The sequence below is a fragment of the Bacillus sp. FSL K6-2841 genome, from assembly GCF_037976435.1.
In the GTDB taxonomy this organism is placed as follows: domain Bacteria; phylum Bacillota; class Bacilli; order Bacillales; family Bacillaceae; genus Bacillus; species Bacillus pumilus.
Genome location: NZ_CP150266.1, coordinates 493988 through 511820, shown reverse-complemented (window position 1 = coordinate 511820; position 17833 = coordinate 493988). Strand labels below are relative to the sequence as shown.

General features: G+C 40.9%; 15 protein-coding genes and 1 riboswitch. Of the genes, 4 read left to right on the top strand and 11 right to left on the bottom strand.

The window, feature by feature from the left end:
• Positions 1 to 186: 186 nt before the first annotated feature.
• Positions 187 to 1017: an EcsC family protein gene (locus tag MHH68_RS02460; protein ID WP_058015374.1), complete on the bottom strand. Its 831-nt coding sequence runs from the start codon at positions 1015 to 1017 to the stop codon at positions 187 to 189.
• A gap of 157 nt (positions 1018 to 1174) precedes the next feature.
• On the opposite strand from MHH68_RS02460, the gene MHH68_RS02455 reads away from it, so the two are divergent.
• The 4 genes from MHH68_RS02455 (at position 1175) to MHH68_RS02440 (ending at position 3937) form a co-directional block, all read left to right on the top strand.
• Positions 1175 to 1435 (top strand): GlsB/YeaQ/YmgE family stress response membrane protein, encoded by a 261-nt coding sequence (locus tag MHH68_RS02455; RefSeq protein WP_058015373.1) that lies wholly within the window; start codon positions 1175 to 1177, stop codon positions 1433 to 1435.
• 222 nt (positions 1436 to 1657) lie between these two features.
• Positions 1658 to 2935, top strand: coding sequence for an Nramp family divalent metal transporter (locus tag MHH68_RS02450; RefSeq protein WP_339164977.1), 1278 nt, complete (start codon positions 1658 to 1660; stop codon positions 2933 to 2935).
• A 70-nt stretch (positions 2936 to 3005) separates the two neighbouring features.
• Entirely contained in the window at positions 3006 to 3575 is a 570-nt protein-coding gene (locus MHH68_RS02445; RefSeq protein ID WP_058015372.1) for a GNAT family protein, read from the top strand.
• A 98-nt stretch (positions 3576 to 3673) separates the two neighbouring features.
• A complete protein-coding gene (locus MHH68_RS02440) occupies positions 3674 to 3937 on the top strand; it encodes a hypothetical protein (protein WP_012008971.1) in 264 nt (87 codons plus the stop codon).
• Between the two features lie 40 nt (positions 3938 to 3977).
• Here MHH68_RS02440 and MHH68_RS02435 read toward each other — a convergent pair whose 3' ends face one another.
• The 10 genes from MHH68_RS02435 to MHH68_RS02390 all read right to left on the bottom strand — a co-directional run bounded on the left by MHH68_RS02435 (position 3978) and on the right by MHH68_RS02390 (position 17657).
• Positions 3978 to 4202: a hypothetical protein gene (locus tag MHH68_RS02435; protein ID WP_058015371.1), complete on the bottom strand. Its 225-nt coding sequence runs from the start codon at positions 4200 to 4202 to the stop codon at positions 3978 to 3980.
• A 267-nt stretch (positions 4203 to 4469) separates the two neighbouring features.
• Complete coding sequence (locus MHH68_RS02430) at positions 4470 to 4949, bottom strand: DUF2247 family protein (protein WP_058015370.1); 480 nt, start codon at positions 4947 to 4949, stop codon at positions 4470 to 4472.
• Between the two features lie 3 nt (positions 4950 to 4952).
• Complete coding sequence (locus MHH68_RS02425; protein WP_268760712.1) at positions 4953 to 6545, bottom strand: T7SS effector LXG polymorphic toxin; 1593 nt, start codon at positions 6543 to 6545, stop codon at positions 4953 to 4955.
• A 194-nt stretch (positions 6546 to 6739) separates the two neighbouring features.
• Positions 6740 to 8461, bottom strand: a complete 1722-nt coding sequence (locus MHH68_RS02420; protein WP_058015368.1) for a pyruvate oxidase — start codon at positions 8459 to 8461, stop codon at positions 6740 to 6742.
• A gap of 70 nt (positions 8462 to 8531) precedes the next feature.
• Positions 8532 to 10358 (bottom strand): APC family permease, encoded by a 1827-nt coding sequence (locus MHH68_RS02415; protein ID WP_058015367.1) that lies wholly within the window; start codon positions 10356 to 10358, stop codon positions 8532 to 8534.
• A 112-nt stretch (positions 10359 to 10470) separates the two neighbouring features.
• Positions 10471 to 10615, bottom strand: a riboswitch (cyclic di-AMP (ydaO/yuaA leader).
• A gap of 69 nt (positions 10616 to 10684) precedes the next feature.
• Positions 10685 to 12772, bottom strand: a complete 2088-nt coding sequence (locus MHH68_RS02410; RefSeq protein ID WP_339164971.1) for a cellulose biosynthesis cyclic di-GMP-binding regulatory protein BcsB — start codon at positions 12770 to 12772, stop codon at positions 10685 to 10687.
• A 4-nt stretch (positions 12773 to 12776) separates the two neighbouring features.
• Positions 12777 to 14045 carry a glycosyltransferase gene (locus tag MHH68_RS02405; RefSeq protein WP_058015365.1) on the bottom strand — a complete coding sequence of 423 codons (1269 nt, stop codon included), beginning with the start codon at positions 14043 to 14045 and terminating at the stop codon, positions 12777 to 12779.
• A complete protein-coding gene (locus MHH68_RS02400; protein WP_061406798.1) occupies positions 14038 to 15753 on the bottom strand; it encodes a DUF2334 domain-containing protein in 1716 nt (571 codons plus the stop codon). The genes MHH68_RS02405 and MHH68_RS02400 overlap by 8 nt, the downstream gene beginning before the upstream one ends.
• Complete coding sequence (locus MHH68_RS02395) at positions 15743 to 16594, bottom strand: GGDEF domain-containing protein (RefSeq protein WP_339164968.1); 852 nt, start codon at positions 16592 to 16594, stop codon at positions 15743 to 15745. The genes MHH68_RS02400 and MHH68_RS02395 overlap by 11 nt, the downstream gene beginning before the upstream one ends.
• Entirely contained in the window at positions 16575 to 17657 is a 1083-nt protein-coding gene (locus tag MHH68_RS02390; protein WP_339164966.1) for a glycosyl hydrolase family 8, read from the bottom strand. Before MHH68_RS02390 ends, MHH68_RS02395 begins: the two co-directional genes overlap by 20 nt.
• Positions 17658 to 17833: the final 176 nt, after the last annotated feature.

Genomic DNA, 17833 nt, shown 5'->3' with positions numbered 1-17833 from the left:
GGGGATTTCAGATTGTTGACAAAGAGCTAAAATGATCTTGATTTTAGCCCTTTGTCTTCTTTTCAGCGTGATAGAAAACCTTTGCAGCCCTAGGAAGGACGGCTACTTTTGCGGAGCGAATTTGACATTCGTAAGCACCAGCGTGCAGGACTGATAACGAATGCGAGGGTTTGTCTACACGCCGCGTTATGCACCAGATTCACTCTGTTCTTGCTGCGTGAGCTCTTCTAATCTTGAAGCAATTCTTCGCTTTCGGTATTGCATCATGCCTGTTTCGGCAATACTTTTTAGTTGTGAGCGGTTGGAAACTGCGCCAAATAAAATCCCTGCTACTGGAACAAGCTGAAACAGCTTCTTCCAGCCAAATGAATCTCGGTAATTATAGACTACCTCACGCCACCCTTGGATTTGCGAGAACATGTTTTCATGTTTCCCTTCGGAAGCATGATAGCTTCTGAGCTCTTTTAATATCGATTTTTTCCCAACCACATCAGCAGAGGTCAGCTGTAAGCATTTTATGATGAAGACCCGTTCTTCCTTGTTTTTAGGATCATAGCCATAGGTGACGGCAATATCCTGTAATGTTTTAAGGGAGAGACCAAGTACCGCAGGAATATCTGCAGCCAGTGTAAACATACCACCGACACCCGTTGTCGCCCCTTGTACCGTGGCGAGATTTGTCCTATTTTTCCCCATATGTTCACTAATGGCATCCATGATTTCAATTGGTGCTTTTTCAATATCTTCTATACGCTGAATGGAATCATCGGCACATTTCTTTTGAAATTGATGGATGATGCCTTTTTCTGATGTCAAATAGGCACCTCCTGATTGAATGTAATGCCCCATTTCATCTAGCAGCACACCAATTTTTTTCTGGATAAAGGCAGGCGTCAGCTTGTCCAGCATTTGAAATGGCAGGCGGCTGAGTTTCTCCCAAAACCATACCTTTTGCTGATCTTTCTCCCACTGTTCAATCTGCTTTAATTGTGCTTTTAGCCACTCTCTTTCCTCCATGCCTTTTTCCTCCTTAGATGCTGCTGAAGTATTTGTTTGTTATTATACACAATCCTTTTCCATCATACGTATAGAACATTGAATCGGTTTCGAAAGGTTTGAAACTTTTTCAAAACGGTTATTGCTTAATACACAAACAAAAAGAGGAGTGATCAACATGTTAGGATTTCTGATTTCATTAGTTGTGGCGATTGTCATCGGCCTTATTGGCAGTGCACTCGCTGGAGGTAGTGTACCAGGAGGATGGATCGGTTCAATGATTGCAGGACTTGCAGGTGCTTGGATTGGTCATGGATTACTTGGAACGTGGGGTCCTAGTTTGGCAGGCTTTGCGATCATTCCAGCAATCATAGGTGCAGCGATCTTTGTCATCATCTTAAGCCTGATCTTCCGTAGTGTGGGATCAAGGGTATCTTAAAAAAACAAATAACAGAGGAAACAGTAGGGACACCGTCTAAAAGGCGGTGTTTTTTATGTGTTGGATTGACAAGGTATCTATTTTTTTCACTTACATATGATAAACAAACCTATTAGTTCAGATAGTTGACTTTTCATAAAGATGGGCATATGATGATTAAAAATTGCATCAAGGAAACTTTTTGTGCCCAAGCAAAACTTTGTAGAATCTAGGTGATGACATATGACAAACAAATACATCGAGGCACAGGCACACATGTCAGAGGCAGCTGAGCGTGCACTTGAAGGAAAAGTCAAAGGGTTTAGAAGACTCCTTCCTTTTCTCGGTCCTGCTTTTATCGCAGCCATTGCGTATATTGATCCAGGAAATTTCGCCACCAACATTGCGGCTGGCTCCAAATATGGATATCTTCTTTTATGGGTCATTCTCATATCAAATCTCATGGCTTTGCTCATTCAGTCCTTATCCGCAAAGCTTGGAATCGCGACAGGTAAAAACTTACCTGAAATCGCACGTGAAGAATTTCCAAAGCCCGTTTCGATCGGTTTATGGATTCAAGGAGAACTCGTCATTATTGCCACGGATTTAGCTGAGTTTATTGGGGCGGCACTTGGTTTATACTTACTCTTTCGAATCCCGCTGCTTGAAGCATCCATTATTGCAGCCATCGGATCATTTGCGATTTTAGAATTGCAAAGACGAGGATATCGCGCATTAGAAGCCGGCATCACCGGCATGTTGTTCGTTGTCGTGATCGCTTTCGCTGTACAAACCTTTGTCGCCAAACCAGATATCGCAAGTGTCGCTGGCGGATTGTTCATTCCAAAATTTGATGGCGCAGACAGCGTGCTGCTTGCAGCCGGCATATTAGGTGCCACTGTGATGCCTCACGCAATCTACTTACATTCAGCTTTAACCCAAAGAAGAGTTGTCGGCAGAACGGAAAAGGAGAAAAAGCAGATTTTCCGCTTTGAGTTTTTAGATATCCTCATTGCAATGATCGTCGCTGGGGCCATCAATGCCAGCATGTTGATTGTGGCTGCCGCTTTATTTTATAAAAATGGTCTCTTTGTTGAAGATTTGGATGTTGCGTTTCAGCATTTTGGTACACTCGCAGGGCCTGTATCAGCCATCTTATTTGGTGTAGGTCTGCTTGTAGCCGGACTCTCCAGCTCTTCTGTCGGTACATTGTCAGGCGATATCATTATGCAGGGCTTTATTCAATACCGGATTCCGCTGTATGTTCGCCGGCTGATTACCATCATTCCTCCGATTGCGATTATTGCATCTGGAGTGAATCCGACCTCCGCGCTTGTGATGAGTCAGGTCGTTTTATCGTTTGGGATTGCCTTTGCTCTAATTCCACTCATTTTATTTACAAGTAAAAAACGAATTATGGGAGAATTAACGAATGCCCGCTGGGTGACAGGAATATCTTGGATGATAGCAGCTCTTGTTGTAGCACTTAATCTCTTCTTAATTGTAGATACGTTTATGTAAAAGACAGTGTTGAGCTGTCTTTTTCTTTCCATTTGGTTATGGTAGAATTCCCCTGAGAGGATGTGGGTTCATGTTTGTTTATCAGGATCAAGAGATATCTATGCGGCTGCTTGAGCCAAGAGACGCAAGAAGTCTGTATTTGCTCATCCAGCGGTCGAGAGAGCATTTACGTGAATGGATGCTTTGGGTGGATTCCACACAGACAGAAGAAGACAGTATGGCGTTTATCCAAGGTGCGATGCAGCAAGCGATGCAGAACAACGGTTTTCAAGCGGGTATTTGGTCACATGGAGAACTTGTCGGCATCATTGGCACCCATCAAATTCATTGGATCAATAGAACCGTTTCAATCGGCTATTGGCTCGGAGAAGGCTATCAAGGAAAAGGCATCATGACAAAAGCATGCCAAGCAGTCATTCGCTATTTATTTGAAGAGTGCGGGCTGCACCGTATTGAGATTAGGGCTGCTGTCGATAACCAGAAAAGCAGACGCATCCCAGAGCGATTATCCTTTTCGCTTGAGGGAATTTTACGGCAATGTGAATGGCTGGGCAATCGCTTTACCGATCATTGTGTGTACGCCCTTTTACAGCCTGAATATATGAAACAAAAAACGCATTCGATGAATCAACCCACTTAATTGTGTCGATTGCATGAATTATTTTACAAAGTGAAGCTTTGTAGTATCCGTTGTGATCGGCATCTGATAAAATAGAAGGAAAAATCGAGGTATGATGTATGTCTCTTATTATTTTATTTTACTTATGGATTGTCCCTTTAGTATTTGGTATTTTCTTCTCATTCCTAACAAAGAAAGCCACCTACAAACGCCGCTTTGTCCCATCCTATAGCATGATAGGACTCAGCATCGTTTTTCTCATTCTGGCACTCGTCTTTTCAGCCAGCCATTTTCTATTTATTTGCGGTATGTTCCTATTTGCCACCACACTAGTTGGCACAGGCATCCCCTTATTCTTAGCCTTTGGAAAAACACCATCCTAAACAAAAACCACCTTTTCGCAATGGAAAGGTGGTTTCTTTTTTATTGAAGCGGCATCCGGTATGTCATTGTGGCATTTGGATGTTCTTCAATCGTCTTCATCATGTCTTGAAGGATCTCGGCTGCGCGATCATTTGAGTCATACTTGCCGAGCATCTTTGCCCAAGAAGTACTTCCTAAGATCATCCCTTCAATTTTTTTGCCGCTTACTGAGACTTCTTGTACATGAATTAGAGTTTGCTGGTTTTGTGTGAAGATCCATAGCATGGTTTTTTCTCCTTTTTTGTGGTGGTTGGATTAGATTAATATATGATTTCCAATTATGTGTGGAGTGATTTGGTTTGCTTTTTATTAGAAATTTCACCCGTATTTTCATTTTCAAGTTTCTCGGACATGATACTTATTTTAAGGTCACTCAATGTTTTTTCCTCCATTGCTTTCAAAAAAACAAATTCACTTTATTCTTTTATCATATCAATCTTTACATGCTTTGAAAGAGAACGATGGACAATTAGTCCATCGTTCTCTCTCTAGTTATTTAAAAATTAATTTCTTTTCTGTCTCTAAAAACTCTTCTACAAGTTCTTTAATTGTATTTTTTGAATCATGAGGGTAATAAAATGCGTCTGAAACTTTTCTAAAGAAGTCATACATATTTTCCGGTGTATTAAAGATTGAAAAAATATTTTCAATTTCTTCAAAGATTTCTTCATCACTTGAGTTAATATACGTCTCTTTCATAGTGCTATATAGCCACTTATGATATTCTCTTTTCATGTCTTCCGAAGAACTGTCAGAGGTTATGCTTTCAAGTATATTATCTACTTTAACTTCTTCTTGTTCCCAAGCTAATTCAAGGATTAATTCATTATTAGCATTAGGGTTACTTTCTAAGTATTTAACAGCATAGTTTGTTATTTCTAAAGCAGAAATTAAATTAAACTGTCTACCAACAAGCAGCGTAGACCAGTTACAATCAAAACCATTTTTCGTGATTATTTCTATTTTATACAATTTCTATTTCCCCCATTGATTTATTTTTCCTGTCACTTTGCCCCCAGGTATAAAAGTTCTATGGGTCACTGTATTCGTTGTTGGATCTACCACCCATTCAAACACGCCATTCCTTATTTCTTTCGACTGTAACATTTCAGGGGCATTGTTCTTTACTTTTACATATTTCGTTTCGTACTTAACCACTGAGCCCTCTATTTGATACAACGAATCCATATGGCCTTTTCTATTTGGTAAATCAAATCTCTTAGAATGAACTGCGTAGTTGTCAATTATATCATTAAAGCTATGATAAAAATCATCTTTCAATGCACTACCTACTCGTGGATTTTCTAAAACTGGATGCTTAAGTTCCCTCGTATTCTTAATCCCCATCTTCCCATGAAACCCTTTCGCCCCAAACGGCAAAAGCATTCCAAGCGCTGCGTTCATACTCGCTTCCTGCTGTTCTTTTGAGACCTTATTACCAAACATATCACGGCCCGTAATCGCTTCGCTGAAGCCGTTGGTGGCTGTGAGACCATATAGTCCTTTTTGAGATGTTTTTAAGGCGTCAAAGGATTTTTGCGAAGTCTTGTAGATGTCGACTGCTCTGACTGCGGCTGACGTTGCTTGAGTCGTTTTATAGACGGCTTTTCCGCCTTTGAAAATGCGCCCTGCCCAGCCGACGATAGGGATATATCCCGCTGCTGCCATGCCGCCTGCGGCGACGCGCTGTCCTGCGGTAAGTTCTTCGCCTGTGATCGGGTCAACGCCCGTTGCGGCGCGTTTTGCATCGTTCACGCCAGTTAGTTCATTCACAATATTCCCGCCATAATCAAGTGCTTTTTCATACCAAGGACGGTTGGCGAGTGCTTCTTGTTCCTTTGCGATTTCGCGGGCTTCCTGTTGTTCTTGTTTAATATTGAGATATTCGGCAGTTCGCTTCTCAATATCGCTTTTTGCCTTGTAGATTTCGCTATTATGATACGCTTTCTTGTCAAAATTCATAGGTGAAATGGCTTTTCCGTCATTTGTCGCATTCATCATTTCTGCGTACAATGCCATTGTAGCTTGCTGCTCCGTTTCTGACAAAGCATATTCATCTTTTAAATTTTGATCAAGCTCTCTTAGGTCTTTCACTGTCTTTTTTCGCTCGTCTTCCGCATCTGCAATCTTTTCATCAAAGGTTTGGCTATCAAATACTTCTAGAGAAATGAGGTCGTCGATGTCTTGAAAAATCGTTTTAAGTGCCTTTTTTTGATCCTTTACAATGCTTTTGGCATTTTTGATGCCCATATGTACAGCGTTATCTAAAAAATGTTCTTCTACAAAGGTGTCGCCGCCAAAGTTTGTATCATCTAGTGTCCCAGAAACACCTTCATGAAAGGCTTTTTGCTTATCGATGAAGCTGATGAACATATCTACATTTCCGGCGAGCTCTTTGTAGAAGCTTTTAATGTTATCGGCACCTTTCCCAGTGAAGTCGTCACCGAGATTAGAAACACCTTGTAATGCTTTTTTTAAATCTACCATTTGTTCGCGGAGTTCTTGGTAGTGTTTTGCTCTTGCGTCCATGGCACTTGTTAGTGCTTTTGCATCAAGTATCTTGCCCAGAAGAAGTCACTCCCTCCATTATTGATCATAAAGTCTATTTTACCTTTCTCATCGAATTGGAAAAATAGGCTTTAAGTTACAAAAATAATTTTCGAATATTTTAATAGAGATGAAGGCAAGTGACAATTGAAATGATTTTCCTAATCATCACAAAAAAAGTCAGCCTTCTTTTCAGAAGACCGACTACCTTTTGTTTAGAAAAAACGTTTGAGGCTTTTCTTGAGTGGAGGGATATCCAGCTCACCTTTTTCAAAGAATTTTTTCAATAAATATTTACTGAAGCCTGCTGCTTGGGTGTAAGTAATTTTCCCAGGTAACGGAGGTTCATTGTCTACAGCGACATCAATAATGACTGGCTTATCGGATTGAAGGGCTGTATCAAAGGCTGGGGCTAATTCTTCATGTGATGACACGGAGATTCCTTTGCCGCCACATGCCTCTGCAAACTTAGCAAAATCAATATCCTCCAGCTCTATACCATAATTCATGTTTCCTTTTACCTGTTGCTCATATTCAATCATTCCTAAATTGTTGTTGTTTAAAATCACGACAACGATCGGCAGCTTATATTTTACAGCTGTCACAAAGTCTTGCATGACCATTGTGAAGCCCCCATCACCACATACGGCAATGGCTTGTCGGTTCGGTTCATTCAATTTAGCTGAAATCGCACCAGGTAAACCACACCCCATTGTGGCAAGCCAGCTGGAGATAATGAAATCCTGCTGTTTCATTTCAAAATGACGTGCCATCCATACCGTCACATTACCAACATCAACTGAAAGAATAGCGTCGTCCTCGACTGCTTCTTCTAGTCTAGCAATGACTTGCTGTGGTTTAATCGGTGAAGTAGCAACAGATTTTTCTTTATCCATTTCTTCTCGCCACTTCATCATATGCTCTGTACAAGCTTCAAGAAAACCACGCTGCTCTTTATATTCAATGTAGGAAGTCAGTTCATGCAAACCACTCTTGCTGTCGCTCACGATTCCCACATCTACTGGATATCTTTTACCGATTTGATCTGGTTTAATATCCAGTTGAATGGCTTGCGTGTCCTCTGGTAAGTAGTCTCTATATGGAAAGGAGGTACCAAGCATTATTAAGAGATCACATTCTTCCATCGCTTCATATGCCGGCTTCGTTCCAATTTGACCTAGATTACCTAGAAAGTATGGATGCCTGTCTGGCACAACCCCTTTTGCAGGGAGTGTGATGACGATAGGAGCCGCTGCCTTTTCTGCAAATGAAAGAAGCTCTTCTTTTGCATGTCTTAATCCTTTACCTGCTAAGATGACCGGCTTCTTCGCATTATTAATTAGCTGAGCTGCTTTTAGCAGTTGATCTTTCTTCGGCCGTACTTCTCCCTCCACATAAAGAGGGGATGTATAAACAGGTTTACGCTTTATTTTTTGAGAAAATAAGTCATCCGATACGGTGAGAACTGCCACACCTTTATGGGTATAAGCTGCTTTGATGGCTTGATTCAATAAGTCAGGCAGCGCCTCTGCTGTCTGTACCTGCTGATTAAAAACAGCGACATCGTCAAACATCCGCTCCAATTTGATTTCTTGGAATGCATCTCTGCCTACTTCGGCCGAAGCAACCTGCCCTGCAATTGCTAAAACTGGTGCACCATCTGCTTTTGCATCATACAGTCCATTTAATAAGTGGACAGCACCCGGTCCAGCGATAGATAAGCAGACACCGAGTTTACCTGTTAGTTTCGCATCAGCTGCCGCTGAAAGTGCTGCCACTTCTTCATGTCTCGTTTGGATAAATTTTATTTGGCTTGATTCATGCCTAAGTTCTTCAATCAATTCGTTTATGCTGTCGCCGGGCATTCCATAAATATGTTTCACGCCCCACTCTTCCAGTAGTGCTGTTACTTCTTTTCCTGCGGTTCTTTGCGGCATGTGAGAAAACTCCTTTTTTCTTACTCCATACCACCGCATCCTTTTGATCAAACGTTTCAACTTGTTTCTGCTACTTTTTAAAATGATAAGGCAGTGTTGCCACCACAATATCCCGCTTCCATAATAGGCGAAATCTTAATAAAAAGGCAGATTGATTATGCAAAATGGTGTGCCATCTTTTTTTCGGGATAAATTGAGGTACAAGCACCATCACTTTATATTGATGCGCATTTGCTTTTGCCTCAATCGTTTCAAGAAATTTATCAAGCGGGTGAATGAGGCTTCGGTAGGACGAGTGCAACATCACAAGTCGTACACCGCTATTTAGTTTTTCCCAATCCTCTTCAATTTTCTTATCCTTTTCTTTATCAAAGGATACATGAACCGCTATGACTTGCTCTGACAAAGACTTTGCATATTGAACAGATTGTTCGACAACACGCGTCACACCCGCTATAGGTACGATGACCACATTTCCTTTAATCTCAACAGGCTCTGTTTCATTCATTAAACGCAATTGTTCCCCAACAGACAGGTAATGCTTTTTAATGGAATGGAAGATAAATAGAACAATAGGCAGGAAAACAAATACTGGCCATACGAGATGGAACTTGGTCAAAATGAGAATCATGAAAACTGTAAAGGAAATCAGTGCTCCGACGATATTGATTGGCATTTTCGTTTTCCATCCCTGCGGTTTTTCACGAATCCACTTTACACACATGCCGGTCTGCGACAGGGTAAATGGTATAAACACACCGACAGCATATAGCGGGATAAGATGTTCTGTTTTTCCATCAAACAACCAGATGAGCAGCATAGAGGCTACGCCTAGAAAGATAATGCCGTTAGAGTAACCAAGCCGGTCTCCTCTTACAGTAAACATACGCGGCATATACTTATCCTTTGCTAAATTCACAGCCAATAACGGAAAGGCTGAAAAGCCGGTATTTGCCGCTAATATTAGGATTAGCGCTGTGACTGCCTGAATGACGTAATAGAAAAACGTTCGTCCAAAAGTGTCTGATGCAATTTGTGATACAACCGTTTCTTCTGGCTTTGGCGAAATGCCGAAACCAAACGCAAGCAATGTGACTCCCACAAATAAAACAGCTAGTAATCCACCCATCATCAATAATGTTCTTGCTGCATTTTGAGCAGCCGGTTTTTTAAAGGATGGAATGGTATTTGAAATGGCTTCTACTCCAGTCAGAGCAGAACAGCCAGATGAAAAAGCTTTTAATAAAAGAAATAATGTAATGCCTTGTACGTGTGTGCCTACTGCTGTATGCTCAGGTGCTGGCGGTACGCCACCTGTTAATAATTTAAAGCCGCCTACTCCAATTAAGATAAGGAGTGAAAATACAAACAAGTATACAGGATAAGCCAGAATAGATGCCGATTCTGTCAACCCACGAAGATTGAGCACCATAATCACAATGACCAACACAATTGAGATCAAGACATGATATGGATATAGTGCTGGAAAAGCTGATGTGATGGCATCAGTACCAGCTGATATGCTCACCGCTACAGTCAAAATATAGTCTACAAGCAATGATCCACCAGCGATCAATCCTGGTTTTTCACCTAGGTTTCTGCTAGAGACGACATATGCCCCGCCGCCTTCTGGATAAGCATAAATGATCTGGCGGTAAGATAGAATTAACGCCATTAAAAGAATTAATACACAACCTGCAATCGGGAGTGAGTACCAAAATGCTGCTGCACTAACGACAGAAAGAACAATTAAGATTTGTTCTGTACCATATGCAACTGATGACAATGCGTCTGATGACAATAATGCCAACGCTTTGATTTTTGATAGTTTTTGTTCTCCTGCTGCCTGTGATTTTAATGGTTTACCAATTAAAATACGCTTCATCAAACTGTACATGTGATGCCCGCTCCTTTAGTGTCAAACGATTTAAGTTGCAAAAGATGGATCGCCAAAAAGACACAGAGGCAATAGAATGCCCCTGTGCCTATTCTTTAGATCACAGGTTGGTCTTTGCTCTCTTTAACGCTTACGAGGTTAGCTGACGGATTCGGGCGCATGAGACTTTGCCCTACCTAAAAAGGATTCACCCCACGTGGTGCTTCACACCACAATTGGTTCCCCCGCTCATCGAAATGATTCAGCGATTGGTCTTTTATAAAAGAGATCATACTCCCGTTTGACACCAAAGTAAAGAGATTTTTTCGAGGTCTTTTGACCGTTTATTAATCAGTCTTTTTGCGGTTTTTTCGTACGAAATAAACAATCATCACAACGACAAAAATGATCAGTACAGCGATACATGCAAAATAAACCCAAGACTCACCGCCGCCTTGCTTTTCACCTTTTTTCATATCATTTTTTGCATTGCTGACTGTTTGGTTGTTAGAGAACATATCTTTGTTCTTGCTTTCTATTGCAACTGTAGCGGTCTCCGTATTTGTTTGAAGGAATCGAATCACTTCATTTGATATATCAGCGTCAGCTGCCGTCATTCCTGAAAAAACGGTCATGGTTTGTTCTTTATTCCATACAGATGGCTGCGTCCATACAATACGAGCTGTTGTTTCGTTGATCATGCCAAATGAGGATACATCATATTGACCCTTTTTCGCTGGAACGATGAGATCGTCTGCTTTTTCTTTTAAAAGAGAGAATGTGTGGATGCCCCCGAAGAAAATCAGAGAGTTCTTTTTCAATTGTTCATCTGTCACATTCGATGCTTCGACCAAATGATAGTGAGCAGCTTCCGGTTGACTAAATGATTCGGTCAGCAATGCCATTTGATTGATTGATGATTGAGTGATTTGATCTGGCATAATGATCAATGTGTTTCCTTGCTGCGTTTCCGAAGTGTAAGGGAGCGGCCATGCAGCTAAGTCGGGTGTATCAGTAGTTGTTCCTTCTGGTATTTGAAGAGAGCTGTTCTTATCAATGTAAATCCAGCCTTCTTCGTCCGTATGTCTACAAGATTCCATATTTTTGAAACCTGATGTGACAAACTGTAAGTCCACATATTCATTCTTTTGAAGTACTTGTGAATCGACTGGAATCGACACATGATAGAATCCATTCTCATCTTTGTTTCCTAGTTTTGTTAACGGTACGTCGTGCGGTTCGTTATTGATCATCACTGTTAGACGTTCCGCTTTGTTCGCTGGATCTGATTTTTTAAATGATAGATTTAGTTTTGCACCTGATTTTTGTTGAGCCATTAATGCTTTCGGATAATAGTAATGATCAGATGCTGTCTTTGTGGTTCCAACTCTGACATCATCTGCGCCAAAATCTATTAAACGAATATGATGAGATGGCTTAGAAGCACTAGCTGTCACCTTTTGCAGCAGCAAGTCGGTTCCAGTGAACTGACCTGTCAGTTCGGGCTGAGTCAAAACATTGATTTTTTCAGCAATTGTCTTTGGCTGCTCAGCAGTGACAAATAAAATGGGTTGTTCTTTTTTCTTTGCTGTCAGGGTTCTCACCGCTAACGTCAGTTGATCGCCTTCTGTTTTAATTCCAGCCGCTTGCTCGATCGATTTCATTCGTCCATTCCAGCTTCCTTTTGCTCCCACAGCAATGGTTGGATGTGCAATTTGCTCGACGTCCTTTTCTTGAACGAGTTTGAGGTCTGCTAGGCGGTCTTTGTTTTTCAACGTACGATATACTTTCATGGCCGCTTCTAATTCAGCCGCTTCTGGTCTATTTGGAATCACAATATCTGTTTGTTCTTCCTGATCACTTGATGGAATAAATGGTGAAGGAAAGCTGTCTAACGTCACGTCTTTCGTTTGAACTCCTTTGAACGCCAGCTCACTTTCAGGATATACTTTCAGCCAATTGGCAGGCGTCTCTTGATTGATACACACACCTTCTTTTAACACACCATAAAATGCGAGTTGAATTTGATGAGATCCTTTTTTCAATTGCGCTTTATTCAATTTGATTTGTATCGATTTTTTTGCATTTTTTCCTGATACAGGGATCGTTTTTTCAATCTCTCCATCAATCATCACTGTGAAAGACGATGGCGATATGAGTAATGGTGAAGCCTCTATATTTAATGTAAGAGTGCTAGACTCTACTTTTTCTTTCTCCATTTGATAGGAAAATTCAGTGCGGTCTTCTTGACCATACAATGTTACCACATCTTCTGAAAGATGCTGCGTGTCTGTTTGATTCCCTTTTGATGAGTGAACCCAATCGTCTTTCACTTGTACTCGATTGGATTGCGCCATTGCTTGACTTGCCATGAAAAAAGCCTGAATGGCAAGGGATAGCACTAATATGAAAAACATCCATTTGACCGATTTCAATTTGTCACCCGCTTTTCTTTTGTTGTTGATCGTAACGCTCTGTTTTGTACCATTTCACTTCTTGTTTCAATAATCGGCTCTTCACCTCTACACATAAGGAGTACACGACAAGCGCAATCCATACTTGAGAATAAGTGAAGTACATGAGAACCACTATGAGAATATTTTGTTTAGTGAGCTCTGTTTTCTCAATACTTAATGTAATCATCACTTCTGTTAGAAAGAGGAAGAAGGCTAATCCCCAAAGGATCAGTGCGACAGCCCCTACAGATAAGTGAAGGTCAACAAATAGGTTTACAATAAAGATGCCATTTGAGAGCAGAACACCGAAGAAAAATAAGAAATACGTAAAGAAGAAATAAAACAAATCAAAAATCATTCGTTTTCGTTTCAGCTTCATAAACTGTCTTAAAAATTTAAGAACAACATATTGATTCCCTCTAGCCCAGCGCGTTCTTTGTCGCCACCAGACCTTCCATGTCTCAGGCTCTTGCTCCCATGTGATCGCAGCTGGGAAAAATCGAATCACATAGCCAAGGTTATACACACGGATCGTTAATTCGGTGTCCTCGGCCAAAGCTTGGACATCCCACCCGCCGAGCTCTTCTAAAATGTGCCGGCGGATGGCGAAGTTGGTACCTGGTATTGTCGCAATCCCAAACCATTTCCATCTCCCGCCCTGCGCCATCCATTGAAAACAGATGGTCTCAATATTAATAAATTTGGTCAGCAAATTTTTGGCTGCATTGATCACCCTGAATTTCCCGACAACAGCGCCTGCTTTTGCGTCATTTAATAATCCAAGAACCAAATGATAGACAGCCTTTGGTTCAGGCATGTTATCTGCATCGTATACGCAAATCACTTCTCCTGTTGAAGCCTTCAAGCCTTCATTCAGTGCAGTGGATTTCCCTTTCCCTGCAAATGGCGGCTTCGTTTCAATCATATGAACATGATCATATTGCTCACTAAATGATTGCACAATCTCTCCTGTGCGATCAGAGGAATTGTCATTAATCACAATGATTTCAAGGAGGTGTTTAGGATAAGATAGCTGAACCATCGCTTTTAATGTCTGCCGAATGACGACCTCTTCATTATGAGCAGGAATCAGAATACTAACTGTCGGCAGATCCTTCCCTTGTTTCGTCCATTTAGGCAGCACTTTTTCATAGGTCAGGTAATGCTGAAAGCCGCCCTGCATAAGAAACATGTGGTATAGGAGCATGATCCAAATAAGCATTAATGAAAGATAAAATAAGACATCAGCCACCTAATTTTCTCTCCTTAAAAATTCGTTTTTTCATTGTCAGTCTTAAATACAATGTGTATAAAGCAAATGCCGCAATAAACAGCATGACCACGACCGTGAGAATTCTCAGCACATTTTCCATACCACTTCGTTTGACAGTTTTTGTTTCGGCGATGTTGGATTGCTCTACTTGAATATGTCCATTCCCGGATGTTTGAATTTTGACATGTGCAGTTTGGACCGTCTGTTTTGTTTTCTTTATATCCAGCCAATCGCTAGAAGGGATTGCCTCCATCTGTGTGATTACATCCTGTAACCCTGCTATCCCCAACTCCACGTCATAGGACAGCCCCATTGCGGCTGATTGCAGATGCTGCACGGATTGAATCGTCTGTTCTGTTAAAACATTTGAACTTTTTTGGTCAGACGCTTGCTCAAATTGCCGCTGAGGATATAAGGTCATGCCGTGTAACATGGCAGGAGACGTCACGAGCGGGGATGCACCGACTGATTTCCAAGTGCGGTCTGACAGCTGCACCTGTCCAAATAGACTGGACACATGCTTTGAAATAACTTCATACCCTTGTTGAGATATCGCATCATGCGGCACCTCGAACCCAAGAGGATATAAGCCTTGACTAGCAAGAAGCTCAATGCCCTTTGTCAGTTTTTCTTCTGTATAGGCGATTTCTTGCTGCTGATACGATTTGGTATACGTATAAAAGTCTTTTTCATTTGGGAATTGGCTTTTACTTTGTTTCTTCTCAGCATTTTTGGGTTCATTTGTCGTGATGGGCTGATCATATTTTGCATCCCAGAACTCAAATCCCTGACCAGATTCCTCCGTTCGATACGTACGGCTAAAGCCATGAAGAATAATACTCGCTCCATTTTCTTGCAATTGTTTTAAAACACTCACAAGTTTCGGGCGGTCACTCAGTGTGACTTCATCACCTGTTGCCCGATTTATCCAAGCAGGGGTCACTGCAATCTGATAAGGAATATGCTGTGCGGATACGTATTGTCCAAGTTCAAGCAGCTTTTTCTCGTCACTTGCTGGACTGATGTTCCCGAGCATTAAGTATTTTGTCGTCATTTGCACAGAAGATGGCATGTATTTTTCTAGCACTTCTGCAAGAAGCTCGTTGTGCTGCACAACATCTAAGATACCGATATATGCCGCACCTTCTTTTGTTTGAGTCACAAATGGTTGATCAGATTGACGTTTCTTCACTAGAAATTCATTTTTCAAGTCTGCCCCTCGAACCGTTAACACATTGATACTTCTCTCTAACTGACGATATGTCTGATCATGTGTATGTTTCACTTGACTGATATGATCTTGTTTCTGAAAAGTAAGCTTAGAGAATGGGCGAAGCTGTTCCGCATTGTATCCAATGGCGATGAATTGCTGTGATTCGTTCATCGCACGAATCGTTTGTTTTGACAAGGTTCTCTTTATTTCACCAAGATAAATGATTTGCTGAAATTCATTAACCCTCTTTTCAGCCAAATATTCATCAGATACAATCGTCGTCTGTTTTGAAAAATGACCGGCGAGTAGATCCAGCATATGAACGGCCGGAGTCACTTCCCCCGATGGTGTAGAATAAACGATCAGTGTATTTGGCTGCGTGACAAGCGCATCGGCTGAAGCAATGTGTTTAAACGAAAGAATCGAAAAAAGCGTGATCATCAAACAACATTTCATCAAAGAATTAAAGTTCATTCATCATCATCTCTTTTTCTAGTTCTTCTAAAAACTGCTCTGGCGAACGATAATCCGAGCTGCTTGTTAAATGACAGACATGAAATGTCAAGATCACTTCACGACCATTTAATAGGACATGCGTTTGCAGTTTAACCTTTAGCTTTTCAAGAACAACTGACACATTTTCTTCTGGTGTATGAGTTAGCAGCAAGCCCATTCGTTCTTCAGATAGCCGGAATTTCTTATCGGTTTCTCTTACGCTTTCGCGGATCTTGAGACTTAATTGCTGAAATAGGTGTTGCATTTCTTTTTCTCCATATAACGATTTGAATTCCGCTGCGTAATTCATATGAAGAAGGATAAAGACAAATGGCTGTTTGTACCGTTCTGCCCGTTTCATTTCCTCGGATAATTCGAGCTTCATCCGCTCAGCATTGTCAAATCCTGTTGTCGAGTCAATCGCCACAAATTGTTTGATGGCCTGCTTTTGTTGTTCAATGGTGTGACGCAGCGTATTGATCCGTTCATGCAAGCTTCCCGCTGAAATAGCGAAAAAAAGAAGTGCTACGCCCCAAATCACTACATCTTGCAATGTTTGATTTGAAAAAAGAGCATTTTCATGACCAAGCTCTGTAAAGAACATGGCGCTTCCTATAAAGAACAAAATCAGCAAGGTGAAGATTAATGCTGGTAGGATACCAAATAAAATACCGCAGCCTAACACGACAAATGTCAGTGCGATGATCATAAAGCTCTCCGCATCTTGTACGTTGAGGTAGCCCATAAACAAAATAAGGCCTGCAAACGTGAGGAGCAGAGAATAGTACAAGCGATACGTGTTACTGAACAACCGATTCATTTAAAAGCTCCCTTTCTGCAATTAGAGGCAATAAGTTATCAAACGAGTGAGTCTCTTTTTCGTTCATGTACCCTCCGTAATAAGGCTTTAGAGGATCTTGGGTTTGTAATTCTTTCATACGGTGATAGACCGTCTTTGCGAATTTCAGCTCGTTTTGTTTAAGGGCATACAAAATGACGAGTGCATATACCGAAGGCGATTCATATGTGACAGATGGCTGCAATGTGCTCAGCTTATATCTCCCGTACAGTTTTCCTTCTTGTTTAAACGACGTTTTCAGCCATTTCATGATCGCGGACGTATTCACCTTTGCATGGTATGCATGTAAAGCTGTATAAAGTTGATCGATCATATTAATTTCTTGATCGAATGAATAGGTTTTTTTCTTTATGTCATAGGACTTAGGAAAGAATCCTTTGTTTCTCGGTGCTTGTTTTAGAATGGCTAATTGGTTACTGGTCATTTGTTTCGTGAATATGTGGAGGGATTCCAATTCTTTGATTGCTTTTGGGTCTATATAAGAGAGAGTGATTGTGTGCGAAGTTCGATTTGTTGATGCATCATAATAATCGGACAATATGCCTTTGAACATGTTTTTTTCTTTTAACGCTTGAGCGATTTCTTTTGCTGTCGTTTGATACGCTGACTTTTTCCACAAACGATTTGCCTTTTGAAGTGCCGTCACTACACGTAAATCATCAACTAAAGCATTAGCCTTACTTTTTTGTTCAGATTCAATTTGCCAGCTGAGAAGACGATGGTCTAGTAAAAATTGATCTTGTAGAACATCCAACTGTTGGTCAAATAAATTTTGATCTTTTTTTCGAACAAGATAATCCATCCAAAGCCCAAGTGATTCAGATAAGTAAATATGCTCCTCTGCAAAGGAGGTACGAATCAACCCTTGATCTGTCATTAAGTGGTGAGTGATAAAATATTCACCAGGTAAAACGGGCTGTGGTGATACTGGATCAGCTGATTCTTTCTGCTGCCTCCAGGTACATCCGCCTAGTAGAATGACAATGACTAAAACAATTGCTGTACGATATATGCGTGTATGCATTCGTGTCCCCTTTCAACTCACCGTTCTCTAAACATCTAACGATTTATTATAGAGCGTTTTTGCTTAAATTTAAATAAATATTTTATACCAAATTACGAGTCTTTTCGCATATTCATTCCCATTTTCAGAAAAACAGCATGTCAATATACTTGATAATACTGAAAAACCCATGCGTT